Origin of the sequence: Lysobacter cavernae (genome assembly GCF_042648505.1) — a bacterium.
GTDB classification, from domain to species: domain Bacteria; phylum Pseudomonadota; class Gammaproteobacteria; order Xanthomonadales; family Xanthomonadaceae; genus Lysobacter_L; species Lysobacter_L cavernae.
The window spans coordinates 245351-257533 of sequence record NZ_JBHRXK010000002.1; the positions used below are offsets into that span (position 1 = coordinate 245351).

General features: G+C 67.4%; 12 protein-coding genes. 6 read left to right on the forward strand and 6 right to left on the reverse strand.

What is annotated here, in order from left to right:
* Positions 1–57: 57 nt before the first annotated feature.
* The 4 genes from ACFOLC_RS05555 to ACFOLC_RS05570 form a co-directional block, all read right to left on the reverse strand.
* Positions 58–594, reverse strand: coding sequence for a DUF924 family protein (locus ACFOLC_RS05555; protein WP_386758237.1), 537 nt, complete (start codon positions 592–594; stop codon positions 58–60).
* Between the two features lie 112 nt (positions 595–706).
* Positions 707–1273 (reverse strand): lysozyme inhibitor LprI family protein, encoded by a 567-nt coding sequence (locus ACFOLC_RS05560; protein ID WP_386758238.1) that lies wholly within the window; start codon positions 1271–1273, stop codon positions 707–709.
* Positions 1274–1353: 80 nt separating this feature from the next.
* A complete protein-coding gene (locus ACFOLC_RS05565; RefSeq protein ID WP_386758239.1) occupies positions 1354–1920 on the reverse strand; it encodes a GNAT family N-acetyltransferase in 567 nt (188 codons plus the stop codon).
* Positions 1917–2324, reverse strand: a complete 408-nt coding sequence (locus ACFOLC_RS05570) for a GFA family protein (protein WP_386758240.1) — start codon at positions 2322–2324, stop codon at positions 1917–1919. Before ACFOLC_RS05570 ends, ACFOLC_RS05565 begins: the two co-directional genes overlap by 4 nt.
* A 196-nt stretch (positions 2325–2520) precedes the next feature.
* Between ACFOLC_RS05570 and ACFOLC_RS05575 the strand changes: the two genes are divergently transcribed.
* Positions 2521–2820 carry a hypothetical protein gene (locus tag ACFOLC_RS05575; protein WP_386758241.1) on the forward strand — a complete coding sequence of 100 codons (300 nt, stop codon included), beginning with the start codon at positions 2521–2523 and terminating at the stop codon, positions 2818–2820.
* A 78-nt stretch (positions 2821–2898) separates the two neighbouring features.
* On the opposite strand, the gene ACFOLC_RS05580 is transcribed toward ACFOLC_RS05575, so the two are convergent.
* On the reverse strand, positions 2899–3675 hold the full coding sequence (locus tag ACFOLC_RS05580; protein WP_386758242.1) for an AMP nucleosidase: 777 nt from the start codon (positions 3673–3675) through the stop codon (positions 2899–2901).
* A 215-nt stretch (positions 3676–3890) separates the two neighbouring features.
* Between ACFOLC_RS05580 and ACFOLC_RS05585 the strand changes: the two genes are divergently transcribed.
* Both ACFOLC_RS05585 and ACFOLC_RS05590 read left to right on the forward strand, forming a co-directional pair.
* The gene (locus ACFOLC_RS05585) at positions 3891–5333 is read left to right on the forward strand and encodes an amidohydrolase (protein ID WP_386758243.1); all 1443 of its coding nucleotides are present in this window, start codon (positions 3891–3893) and stop codon (positions 5331–5333) included.
* A 125-nt stretch (positions 5334–5458) separates the two neighbouring features.
* On the forward strand, positions 5459–6742 hold the full coding sequence (locus ACFOLC_RS05590) for an amidohydrolase family protein (RefSeq protein WP_386758244.1): 1284 nt from the start codon (positions 5459–5461) through the stop codon (positions 6740–6742).
* An 809-nt stretch (positions 6743–7551) separates the two neighbouring features.
* Here the strand turns inward: ACFOLC_RS05590 and ACFOLC_RS05595 are convergent.
* Positions 7552–9186: a GGDEF domain-containing protein gene (locus ACFOLC_RS05595; RefSeq protein ID WP_386758245.1), complete on the reverse strand. Its 1635-nt coding sequence runs from the start codon at positions 9184–9186 to the stop codon at positions 7552–7554.
* A 148-nt stretch (positions 9187–9334) separates the two neighbouring features.
* Here ACFOLC_RS05595 and ACFOLC_RS05600 point away from each other — a divergent pair, with 148 nt between their 5' ends.
* From ACFOLC_RS05600 to ACFOLC_RS05610, 3 genes are all read left to right on the forward strand, one after another.
* Entirely contained in the window at positions 9335–9739 is a 405-nt protein-coding gene (locus tag ACFOLC_RS05600; protein ID WP_386758246.1) for a DUF1761 domain-containing protein, read from the forward strand.
* 7 nt (positions 9740–9746) lie between these two features.
* Positions 9747–10379: a 2-hydroxychromene-2-carboxylate isomerase gene (locus ACFOLC_RS05605; protein WP_386758247.1), complete on the forward strand. Its 633-nt coding sequence runs from the start codon at positions 9747–9749 to the stop codon at positions 10377–10379.
* 90 nt (positions 10380–10469) lie between these two features.
* Positions 10470–11417, forward strand: coding sequence for a DegV family protein (locus ACFOLC_RS05610; protein WP_386758248.1), 948 nt, complete (start codon positions 10470–10472; stop codon positions 11415–11417).
* Positions 11418–12183: the final 766 nt, after the last annotated feature.

Here is a 12183-nt window from a genome sequence, read left to right on the forward strand (position 1 = left end):
CTGTGATCGCGTTCGCCTGAACGTGCTGGTTAGAGCGTGCTGCCTGGCACGTGCTACCTAGAATCCGCCGCCGGCGTCGAGGTAGGTCTGTTCGTCCGGGGTGTTGACGCGGCCGAGTTCGCGGTTGCGGTGCGGGAAGCGGCCGAAACGCGCGATGACATCGCGATGGGCGATGGCGTACTTCATGAAACCCTCGTCGAGCGCCTGCATCAGTTCGATCGCGCGGTCCTGGTCGGCGAGCGCCTCGGAATGCTCGAACGGCAGGTAGAAGAACACGCGCAGGCCCGGCTCGACGGCGCGGTCGTAACCGAGTTCGATCGCCCGCGCCGCGTAATGCCGCGCCAGCGGATCGGTGGCATAGGCGTGGCCGCTGCCGCGGAAGACGTTGCGCGGAATCTGGTCGAGCAGGATCACCAGCGCCAGCGCGCCGTCGGCGCTGTCCATCCAGTCCTCCAACTCACGCCGGGCGGCGCGGTGGTGGGCGTCGAGAAAGTCGGCGCGACAGCGCGCGTCGAAGGCCGCGTCGCGCGCGAACCAGCGTGCGTAACCGGCCTCGTGCCAGAAGGCGAGGATGGACTGAGGGGTGGGGAGCATTGGCGCGGCAGGGATAGCAGTGGCGGGCTGTCGAGCGTAGCGCAGCGAAGTCGAAGGGTGAGCGGACCCGTCATGCGTCAGACGCAGGGACCGCTGTCTCCAGGCTGTCGCCTCACACCGACTCGTCGCCGAGCTGGGTTTCCAGCTCGTTGATCCACAGCTCGGTGGCGCTCTCCAGCGTGACCGCGTGGATCAGCGGCCGGATCGAACCACCCGAGTACGACTGCGAGACGAAGCGCGCATAACGCTCGCGGAAATCCAGCCAGCTGCGGTGCGCCTCGTCGAAAGTGGCTTGGGTTTCGCCGTCGAGCTGGCGACGCAGGTGCGCCACCACCGTACCCAGGCGCGCGTCGGCGCTGCGGAACTCGTCGATGGCCTGCTGGTTCATGTCGGCCTGGCTCACCGCCTCGTCGTCGCTCTTGCGGGCGACTTCCTCGGCCTTGCTGAAGTAGTTGTCGGCGATGCGCGCCGCGGTCTCGGCCTTGCCAATCAGGCGCTGCTCGAAGCGGCGCAGGTCGTCGAGGTTGGTGTTGGCGCTGTCGAGCCCCTGCTTGAGGTTGAGCAGCTTCTGGTTGCGCTCGATGGTCTCGACGGTGCGCCGGCGCTCGACCCGGCGCTGGACGAAGTAGAACGCCCAGGTCAGTGCCGCGCCGACGAACAGATAAATGAACTTCTCCATGACCGCTCCCTCGTCCCTCGGTTACGGCCGACAGTGTGCCGCGTCGGCGTCGCGGACGTTGCGATCCGCGTTGCGACGCGTCACGCGTGCAGCGGCAGGCCCAGCACGGCGTCCTCGTACTCGTTGGCACCGACGCGGAAGCGGCGCTCGCCCAGGCGCGCGAAGCCGCAGCGCGCGTAGAACGCCAGCGCCCGCTCGTTCTTCGCGTACACGCCCAGCAACAGGCGCCGGCTGCCGCGCTCGCGTGCCACGTCGATCGCCGCCTGCATCAGCCTTGCGCCGAGGCCGCCGCCGTGGAAGCGGTGCAGCAGGTAGATGCGCTTGAGCTCGAGGTCGTCCGGCTGCGGATCGGGCACCGGCAACGCCGCCGGCGTCAGCACCGCGTAACCGACCGGGGCCGCGCCGACCGCGGTCTGTGCGACCCAGACGTCGGCATCGTCGCGGGCCAGCCAGCCGGCATAGACAGCGGCGGCGTGCTGGCTGCGGCAATGCGCCAGGATGTCGCCGCCGTCGAGGATGCCGGCGAAGGTTTCCAGGAAGGTGGCTGCGCCCAGCAGGGCCAGCGCCTCTTCGTCGCCGGGGACGCAGGGCCGGATCGTCGTCTCCGTGCCGGGCCCCGGCAGGTCGCGCAAGGGCTGGCCGCTCACAGGTACGCGGTCACGGTCGGGGGGTTCATCCAATTGTCGTGAAGCCCATCGGAGTAATGCACCGGCAGCGCGGCCAACTGTTCCGGGGTGAGGCCATCGAGGCACACCACACTGACGGTGAAGAACTTGCCGCCGATCTCGGGGATGTCGCCCTGGCCGTAGGCGCGCACGCCGCAGGTCTTGCAGAACGGCCAGTGCACGGCCCGGGTGTTGAACTGGTAGTCGGACGTCGCATCGTCGCCGCTGAGCAGGCGGAAGGCATCGGGCTTGACGCTGGCGCCCCAGTTGCGGGTCTTGCTGCAGATCGAGCAGTTGCACTTGCCGGTGCCCTGGTCGAGGTCAAGATCGGCCTCGAAGCGGACGGCGCCGCAGTGGCAGCTGCCGGTGTAGGTCTGGATGGTCATGGGGGCCTCCTCTGGTCGCAGCGGCGAGCTTACTCCCGCCGTGTCACCGGGGCTGCGACGGGCAGCCAGGCGCAGCAGCCGCTCCGATGGCCGGCGCCCCAGGCGGCCATCGGAGCGGCTACCCTCGCCTTTCGCCACGGCCAGCGGCCGGGCGTCTAGCGCAGTTCACACGGACAATCCATCGAGGGACCTGATCATGAAGCCGAGCTTTGCTGTCGTCCTGTTGTCGTTCGCCGCCGTCGGCGCGTTCGCCCCGAACGCCCACGCCCAGCAGGTCTGCTACAAGCTGTGCACGGTGCCGCCGTCGCTGTGGTGCCAACCGGCGCACTTGCCGCCGCCGTCGTCCCCGGTCATCTGCCGCACCCCGATCCCGGGGACCATGGCCGCGAACACCGCGTTCGCCGAGCCTGCCGCCACCGACAAGAAGGCGTGCATCCCCCGGTACGACTACAACGAGGAAACGCAGCAGTTCGAACAGGCCGTGGCCTGCGACTGATCGCCACGCCGATCGGCACCACCGCAATGCGACAAGGCCGGCATCATGCCGGCCTTGTCATTTCCGCCACCGTCGCGGCTACTCGTCGAAGCGCAGGTGCTTGACCGATTTGCCGTTGCGGCGGATCAGCCGCAGTGCCTCGATGCCGACGTTGATGTGGTTGTCGACGTAGTCGGCACTGACCCGCGCATCGGAGGCCTCGGTCTTCACGCCTTCCGGGATCATCGGCTGGTCGGACACCAGCAGCAGCGCGCCGCAGGGGATGCGGTTGGCGAAGCCGGCGGCAAAGATCGTCGCCGTCTCCATGTCGATGGCCATGCAGCGCATCGCCCGCAGGCGCTCCTTGAAGGCCTCGTCGTGCTCCCAGACGCGGCGGTTGGTGGTGAACACGGTGCCGGTCCAGTAATCGTGGCCGAGGTCGCGGATCATGGTCGAGACCGCGCGCTGCAGCGCGAACGCCGGCAGCGCCGGCACCTGCGCCGGCAGGTAGTCGTCGCTGGTGCCTTCGCCGCGGATCGCGGCGATCGGCAGGATCAGGTCGCCGAGCTGGTTCTTCTTCTTCAGCCCGCCGCACTTGCCCAGGAACAACACCGCCTTGGGCATGACCGCGCTGAGCAGGTCCATCATCGTCGCGGCGTTGGGGCTGCCCATGCCGAAGTTGATCATGGTGATGCCGTCGGCGGTGGCGCTGGGCATCGGCCGGTCCAGGCCGATCACTTCGGCGCCGGTGAGGCGGGCGAAGGTGTGCAGGTAGCCGCCGAAGTTGGTCAGCAGGATGTGTTCGCCGAACTGGTCGAGTGGCACGCCGGTGTAGCGCGGCAGCCAGTTGTCGACGATCTGTTCCTTGTCTTTCATGGGGAGGCCGTGATTCGTGATGGGAGATCGGTGATTTGCAGGATACGGCGACGGATGGGAACGAGCGAGGCCCCGGGCTGGCGCGTGACCGTCTTCGCGAATCACGGATCACCCATCACGAATCACAGCCTCCATGACCATCGTCAGGGTTGGCAGCGGCGCGCGACACCGGCTACGGTGCGGAAGCTGTTGCCGTGCCATCCCGGGGAAATCCAATGCTTCGACCGCTTGTCGCCGCGCTGGTCGCGGTGCTGTCTGCCGGCCTTGCGCAGGCCGCGACGCCCGCCCAATCGCCGTCCCGCTTCGTCCAGGACCCCTACGCCAGTACCTACCGGCCGATCGCCTCCGGCCCGGTGCTGATCGAGCACGCCACCGTGCTGACCGGCACCGGTCAGCGCCTCGACAATGCCGACGTGCTGTTGCAGGGCGGCAAGGTGGTCGCGATCGGTCACGCGTTGCAGGCACCGGCCGACGCCACCCGCATCGACGCCAACGGCAAGTGGGTCACGCCCGGCATCATCGACGTGCACTCGCACCTGGGCGTGTACCCCAGCCCCGGTGTCAGCGCGCACAGCGACGGCAACGAGATGACCGGCGCGGTCACCGCCAACGTCTGGGCCGAGCATTCGGTGTGGCCGCAGGACCCGGGGTTCGCCGCGGCGCTGGCCGGTGGCATCACCTCGCTGCAGATCCTGCCCGGCAGCGCCAACCTGGTCGGTGGCCGCGGCGTGACGTTGAAAAACGTGCCGGCGACCAGCTATCAGGCGATGAAATTCCCGGGCGCGCCGTGGGGCGTGAAGATGGCCTGCGGCGAGAACCCCAAGCGCGTCTACGGCCAGAAGAGCGGCCCGGCCACGCGCATGGGCAACGTCGCCGGCTACCGCGCCGCCTTCATCGACGCCAGCGAGTACCTGCGCAAGAACGGCGGCAAGAAGGCGGAAGCCGAACCGAAGAAGAAGCGCTGGTGGTCCGGCAACGGCAACGGTGCCGACAGCGAGAAGGACACCGGCGGCAAGCGCGACCTCAAGCTCGACACGCTGGCCGGCGCGATCAATGGCGACATCCGCGTGCATATCCACTGCTACCGCGCCGACGAGATGACCACGATGCTCGATCTGGCCAAGGAGTTCGGCTTCAAGGTCGCCGCTTTCCACCACGGCGTTGAGGCGTACAAGCTCGCCGACCGCCTCGCCAGCGAGGGCGTCTGCGGCGCGCTGTGGGCCGACTGGTGGGGCTTCAAGATGGAGGCCTTCGACGGCATCCAGGAGAACATCGCGATCGTTGACCGTCCCGCCAACAGCTGCGCGATCGTGCATTCGGACTCCGAGGAAGGCATCCAGCGCCTCAACCAGGAGGCGGCCAAGGTGATGGCGCACGCCAAGCTTGCCGGCATGGACATCGCCCCAGAACGCGCGATCCGCTGGCTCACCCAGAACCCGGCCAAGGCGCTGGGCATCCTCGCCGAAACCGGCACGCTCGAGCCGGGCAAGATGGCCGACGTGGTGGTCTGGAACGGCAATCCCTTCAGCGTCTACGCGCAGGCCGAGCAGGTCTACGTCGACGGCGCACGCGTGTACGACCGCCACGACCCATCACGGCAGCCGGTGTCGGATTTCATGCTCGGCCAAGGCGCTGCCGCGCAGGGGGGCGTGCTGTGAAGGCTGCAAAGAACTTCCGCGCTTTTGCTTTGGCTCGTCATTCCCGCGAAGGCGGGAACCCAGGGACGTTCGCCTTTCTGGGGCAACGTCAAGAACAAAGTCCATGGATCCCCGCCTTCGCGGGGATGACGAGCAGGAGGGTTGCGCTTGTCCTGTGCCTGTTCGCATCGGCTGGTGCTCACGCCCAGGACGTCCTGATCCGCAACGCCACCGTCCACACCGCGACCGCGCGCGGCACGCTGCACAACGCCGACGTGCTGGTCAGCGGCGGCACCGTGCGCGCGGTCGGCACCGGCCTGAGCGCGCCGGCCAACGCCCAGGTGATCGACGCGCAGGGGCGGCCGCTGACGCCGACGCTGTTCGGCGGCATCACCGAAATCGGCCTGGAGGAGGTCTCCGGAGAGAAGGCCACCGTCGACAAGACCCTCGCGCTCGGCGCCGACACCAAGCAGATGACGGTGCGGCCGGAGTTCGACGTGACCCTGGCCTACAACCCCGACTCGGTGCTGGTACCGGTGACGCGCATCGAAGGCATCGGCTGGACCCTGCTCGGCGCCGGCACCGCCAGCGGCGGCTCGATCGTCGCCGGCCAGGGCGGCGTGATGCGGCTGGACGGCAGCGCCGATCCGATCGGCCCGCGCGAGTTGTTCGTGCGCATCGGTGGCGATGCCGCCGGGTTGAGCGGCAATTCGCGCGCGGCGCAGTGGATGATCCTCGACCAGCTCATCGACGAAGTGCGCGGACGCATCCCGCCCGATGCCAATGCGGCGCTGCTCACTCCGGCCGGTCGCGCCACGCTCGCCAGGTACATCGGCGGCGGCGGACGCGTGGTGGTCTCGGTCGACCGCGCGGCTGACATCCGCCAGCTGCTGCGTTGGTCGGCGCGGCACAAGGTGCGCATCGCCATCGCCGGCGGCGCCGAGGCCTGGCGCCTGGCGCCACAGCTGGCCGCGGCCAAGGTGCCGGTGTTCGTCAATCCGCTCGGCAACCTGCCGTCCGACTTCGACCAGATCGGCGCGACCATGCAGAACGCGGCACGGCTGCGCACCGCCGGCGTGCAGGTCGGCTTCTCGCAGTCCGGCGACGCCTCGCACAACGCGCGCAAGGTGCGCCAGCTCGCCGGCAACGCGGTCGCCAACGGCCTGCCGTGGGAAGACGGTCTGGCCGGGCTGACACGGGTACCAGCCGAGGCCTTCGGCGTCGCCGACAAACTCGGCACCATCGTCCCCGGCCAGCGCGCCGACCTGGTGCTGTGGAGCGGCGACCCGCTCGAGGTCAACACGGTGGCGCTGCAGGTGTGGCTCGACGGCCGCGCGATCGAGATGCGCAGCCGCCAGACCGAGCTGCGCGATCGTTATCTGCGTGCGGAGAATGGGTTGCCGCGGGCGTATCGGGATAACGCGCGCTAGAACGAATGTTAGTCATCTCATCTACTGTGACTCTCTTATTCGCAGCCATATTGGCTGCGAAAGACTGCGCGTCTACCTGCCCACCAACGCAAGCGCCTCCACCACCGCCGCCTCCACGCAAAGACGATTGGTCGTTTTGCGTTCCAACCTCGGCCGATGAAGCGTTTTGGGCGCAGATGCTAGAGGGCAACTACAAGGTTGCAGGTCTAGAGGGTGCAGCGCACGCTTCTTATTCAGGCGATCTGCACATTTCGGGAGGCGGCCCATCACTCCTACTGCGTAAGCAAGTTGGACAAAAAACAACTTACGGTACAGCGCGGTATATGCGCTGCGGTATCGAGACAAGAGTTTTGTTTCTTCATGTCGAATACAACACTCCCCCCGGAAAACAAGAGCTGCTTTGCAGTGTCGCTCCCTATATCCAATTTCCCAATCGAATCATATGCACATCGGAGGACGGTTGGCGTGCAGATTCAAGCCGTGAAGCCTGGTTTGAGGTGACAACGGATGCGTACTAACAATTCCTTCAAGCCGAAGCCGCTTCGCGGCTCGACCTAGGGAACATCTGAACAATTGTCGTCCTTCCCGCGAAAGCGGGAATCCAAGGACGTTGTTGTTCAAGGGTAACGCCCATGGATCCCCCGCCTTCGCGGAGATGACGGCACTTATTCGGTGCGGCCTTGATCGATTGAAGCCAAAGACACTGGACTCCTGCCTGCGGGAACGAGCAAAAGCAGAGTTGTTCATACCTCTCCCAAGCTCGGGCATCAGTCTTTCCGTCTTCAACTCGCGAGAAGGACTGGAGGGCCCTATGCCTCCGCCGCCAGCACCACCACCCGATTGCGCCCCTCGTGCTTGGCGCGGTACATCGCCTCGTCGGCGCGCTTGATCAAGGTTGCGGCGGTGTCGGTCGGGTCGCATTCGACCACGCCCACGCTCAGGGTCAGTGCCACCGGCGCATCCTTGACCATGCGGCAGCTGGCCTCGACCTTGCGCCGGATGCGCTCGGCGGTGCCGCGCGCATCCGCGGCATGGCTGCCCGGCAACAACAGCAGGAACTCCTCGCCGCCGATCCGGCCAAGCTGGAACTCGGGCATGGTTTCGCCGTGGATCGCATCGATCACCGCGCACAGGCAGGCATCGCCGACCGGGTGGCCGTAGCTGTCGTTGATCGCCTTGAAGCGGTCGAGGTCGAGGAACAGCACCGACAGCGGCAGGCGCTTGCGTCGGGTCTCGGCGATGGCGCGGTCGAGACGGGTGATGATGCCGGCGCGGTTGAGCACGCCGGTGAGCGCGTCGTGCTCGGCGTGCTGCTGGGCGGCATCGCGCTCGCGGCGGAAGGTCAGCATGCGGTCGGCCAGGCCCAGCACCAGCACCACCGCGGCGAAGGCCTGCATGATCGGCAGGCCGTATTCCAGCCACGGCGCCAGCGGTACGCCGGCACTGAGCTGCATCGCGCGCGCGGTCGACACCGTGACCAGCGGCACCCAGGCGATCAGCACGAAACCGGCGTGGCGACCGCCACGCAGCCACACCGTGAGCAGGGTGAGCACCGCCAGCAGGTTGCCGAGCAGCAGCAGGCCGTTGCCCAGCGGTGGGAACCAGCCCTTGTCGGCCGGCCACGGCGACACCAGCGCCAGCAGCAGCAGCGCCGGCAATGCCGCCCCGACCAACCACAGCGCGCGGCTCAGCCACGGCGCACGCGGGCGCAGGTCGGCGAACTCGAGCAGGAAGCACACCGTCACGATCGTCGAGCTGGTGGCGATGAACCAGATGCCGGCGACGCCGAAACGCGCCAGCCACGCCAGGCCCGGCATGGTGTAGGCGTCGCCGTAGGCGCACAGCACGTACAGCAGCTGCAGCGCCATGCTGGCGGCGAACAGCAGGTAGACGCGGTCGCGCAGTTGCAGCCAGAACAACAGCACCACCAGCGTCACGCCGATCAGGATGCCTAGGCTGAGCCAGAGCACGCGCACGTGACGGTGGTCCTCGACTGCGTACGCGTGCGCGCTGCGCACCATCACCTGCAACGGGTAGCGCGCGCCCTCGACGCCGATGTAGACCGGCCCGGGCGCGTCCAGCGGGAAAGCCAGCGCCCGCCGCGAATGGCTGGGATCGAGCCCGGCGGTGAAGATCGAAGCCACGCACGGCTGGTAAAGCGGCGGCGCCAGCACCGTCACGCGCGCGCTGTAGGGGTGGTAGACCAGCAACACGCGAGGCTGCTCCGACGCCGCCGGCTGCAGCCGCCACCCGCCGTTGCCACGCACGGCGCCGGCCAATTGGCTGGTCGAGTCCTGGGTGACGTAGGCGGTTTCGGGCAAGGCCCGCGCTGTGGCAATCGACGGCGCTGCCGGGGCCTGCTCGATGCGGTCGATGCGCACGATGCCGACGCGCACGTCCCCTGTCGCCCACGCCTGCGCGCAGGCACACCCCAGCAAGAACATGGCCGCGACCCAGATCCGTCTCATGAATCCCCCGCGCCGGCCGGGGCAGTGTCCGCCTGCCCGCATGACACCGCAAGCCCCGGCGGCCGTATGCTGGCGGCCGTCGTGGAGACGGGCCGTCCGTTTCCATCCACCTCGGAGCCTCGTGATGACCCTGCCTTCGATCGACGTCAACTGGATCGCGGTGATCGCCGCCGCCGTCTCCGCCTTCGTGCTCGGCGGACTCTGGTACGGCCCGCTGTTCAAGAACGCCTGGTGCCGCGAGGCCGGCATCGACCCCAATACGGCGCCACGGCACCCGGCGCGGATCTTCGTCACCGCGTTCGTCTGCAGCCTGCTGGCGGCGCTGGTGTTCGCTCTCTTCCTCGGCCCCAAGGCCAGCGCCGCGGACGGTTTCGGCGCCGGCTTCGTGGTCGGCGTGTTCTTCGTGGCGATGAGCTTCGGCATCAACTACGCCTTCGCCCAGCGCAGCATCAAGCTGTGGATGATCGACGCCGGCTACCACATCGCGCAGTTCAGCCTGTACGGGCTGATCCTCGGCGCCTGGCACTGAGGCCAGCATGAGCGGCGCGGCCCTCACCTGGTACTTCGACTTCATTTCGCCGTTCTCGTACCTGCAGTGGCAGAAGCTCAAGCCGCTGCTGCGCGAGCGCCGGGTGCAACTGGTGCCGATCGTGTTCGCCGCGGTGCTCGACGCCTGCGGGCAGAAGGGACCGGCCGAGATTCCGGGCAAGCGCGAATTCACCTACCGCCACGTGCTGTGGCTGGCGCGGCAGGAAGGCGTGCCGCTGCGCTTTCCGCCGGCGCACCCGTTCAACCCGCTGCCGGCGCTGCGGCTGAGCCTGGCCGCCGGCACCACGCCGGAGGCGGTGGACTCGGTGTTCGACTGGATCTGGGCGCAGGGCCGCGCCGGCGACAGCATCGAAGCACTGGCACCGCTGCTGGCCGCGCTCGACGTCGCCGCCGAAGCCTTGGACAGCGACGCCACCAAGGCCGAATTGCGCCGCAACACCGATGCCGCGATCGCCGCCGGCGTCTACGGCGTGCCGACCCTGGCCCTGGCGGACCAGTTGTTCTGGGGCAACGATGCCCACGACTTCGCCCTCGCCGCACTGCGCGACCCGGCCCTGCTGAGCGAGGCCGAAATGCAGCGCGTCGGCCAGTTGCCGGTCGGCCTGCAGCGCCGCCGCTGAGCCGGCGCACGGCGGGACTCGCACGCCGTCGCGGAAAAGGTATGCTGCCGGTCACACTTCGATCGCCAGCGCCGCATCCGGAGGGGGACCATGCGCATCGGACTCGTCGTCGACTCGGCTTGCGACCTGCCTTTGGACTATCTGCAGCAACACGAGGTCACCGTGCTGCCGATCACCGTCCGCATTGGCGAGGCCGTGCTGGCCGACCACCGTAACGAGCAGGCCACGCTCGAATTCCTGCATGCCCACGTCGCCGAACGCGGCCACGAGGCCGAGACCATGCCGTACACGGTGCAGCAGATCCAGGACCTGTTCCTGAGCCGGCTGGTCATCGACTACGACTACGTGTTCTGCATGACCATCACCAAGACGCGCAGTCCGATCTTCGACAATGCGCAGCAGGCCAGCTTCGCCATCCTCAGCGACTACAAGACCGCGCGCGTCGCCGCCGGCAACCAGACGCCGTTCGCGCTGCGCGTGATCGACACGCAGAACCTGTTCGCCGCGCAGGGCATTGCCGCGGTCGAGGCGGTGCGCCTGCGCGCCGCCGGCGAAGGCGCGCCGAAGATCCGCGCGCGGCTGGAGCACCTGGCCCTGCACACCCAGGGCTACCTGGTGCCGCCGGACCTGTACTACCTGCGCAACCGCGCCCGCACCAAGGGCGACCGCAGCGTCAGCCTGCTCAGTGCCGCGCTTGGCAGCGCGCTGGACATCAAGCCGGTGCTGCACTGCAACCGCGGCGAGACCGGGCCGGTCGCCAAGATCAAGGGCTTCGATCCGGCCGTGGAAAAACTGTTCGCCCACGCCACCCAACGCATCAAGGCCGGCGAGTTGCTGACCCCGACCCTGTGCGTGAGCTACGGCGGCGAGCTGGAGACCCTGCACACCCTTCCCGGCTACGAGCACCTGCGCGTGGCCTGTGCGAACAACAACATCGAGCTGTTCGAGAGCGTGATGAGCCTGACCGGCATGGTCAACGTCGGCAAGGGCGCGGTGGTGGTGGGGTTTGCGGCCGAGGGGCAGAAGTTCCACGGTTAACGGGCAGTCGCAAACATGGTTTGAAAACCGTGAGCTATTCGCTCCTGCTCGTCATTCCCGCGAAGGCGGGGGCGAAGCACCGCTGCTTGCGAACCATTGGTTCGCGCGGCGCTGAGCGCTATCGGCGCTATGCACGATGGCCGGAGATCGAAGATCCAGGGACTTTGCTTTGTCGCTGCAATGGATCTATAGCAAGAGCTTCCGTCCGTTGTCGCGGCCGGGTCACTTTTCTTTGCTGGCCCAAAGAAAAGTAACCCAAAGAAACGGCCTTCCTCGACAAATCAGCCCCACGATCGGAGCGACTGAGGGGATTTTCCGACTCGCCATCCATGGCTCGGTCGGAAAACGGCGTGCATCCATGCACGCCGCCCTTCGGGTCTAGAAGCTGATCGGCTGTTCAAAAGCTAAGACCAAAACCGTCATTCCTTGGCTTCTGCTTGATATAGGGCATCGGCGTGCCAGTCCCATCTCCAGACCCGAAGGGCGCCGCACATGGATGTGCGGCGTTTTTCGACCGAGCCATGGATGGCGAGTCGAAAAATCCCTGTAGTAATGAAGCCTTAGGTTTGCCCTGTCGAGGAAAGCCCTTCTCTTTGGTTACTTTCTCTTGGGCCAGCAAGAGAAAGTAACCCGGCCGCTGCAGGCGGACGGAAGCACTCGCAGTTGCTCCAAAGAGAGGCTCAGCAAGATCAGGCTGCCACCCAACTCCGCAAACAGGACTTTCCGCCTACAGCCGCGCGGCCCCCATCACGCTAGGCTGCGGACT

Excerpts from the sequence above, each read along its gene's own strand:
- ACFOLC_RS05555 (WP_386758237.1), bottom strand. The coding sequence starts at position 594 with ATGCTCCCCACCCCTCAGTCCATCCTCGCCTTCTGGCACGAGGCCGGT.
- ACFOLC_RS05560 (WP_386758238.1), bottom strand. The coding sequence starts at position 1,273 with ATGGAGAAGTTCATTTATCTGTTCGTCGGCGCGGCACTGACCTGGGCG.
- ACFOLC_RS05570 (WP_386758240.1), bottom strand. The coding sequence starts at position 2,324 with ATGACCATCCAGACCTACACCGGCAGCTGCCACTGCGGCGCCGTCCGC.
- ACFOLC_RS05575 (WP_386758241.1), top strand. The coding sequence starts at position 2,521 with ATGAAGCCGAGCTTTGCTGTCGTCCTGTTGTCGTTCGCCGCCGTCGGC.
- ACFOLC_RS05580 (WP_386758242.1), bottom strand. The coding sequence starts at position 3,675 with ATGAAAGACAAGGAACAGATCGTCGACAACTGGCTGCCGCGCTACACC.
- ACFOLC_RS05585 (WP_386758243.1), top strand. The coding sequence starts at position 3,891 with ATGCTTCGACCGCTTGTCGCCGCGCTGGTCGCGGTGCTGTCTGCCGGC.
- ACFOLC_RS05590 (WP_386758244.1), top strand. The coding sequence starts at position 5,459 with ATGACGAGCAGGAGGGTTGCGCTTGTCCTGTGCCTGTTCGCATCGGCT.
- ACFOLC_RS05595 (WP_386758245.1), bottom strand. The coding sequence starts at position 9,186 with ATGTTCTTGCTGGGGTGTGCCTGCGCGCAGGCGTGGGCGACAGGGGAC.
- ACFOLC_RS05600 (WP_386758246.1), top strand. The coding sequence starts at position 9,335 with ATGACCCTGCCTTCGATCGACGTCAACTGGATCGCGGTGATCGCCGCC.
- ACFOLC_RS05605 (WP_386758247.1), top strand. The coding sequence starts at position 9,747 with ATGAGCGGCGCGGCCCTCACCTGGTACTTCGACTTCATTTCGCCGTTC.
- ACFOLC_RS05610 (WP_386758248.1), top strand. The coding sequence starts at position 10,470 with ATGCGCATCGGACTCGTCGTCGACTCGGCTTGCGACCTGCCTTTGGAC.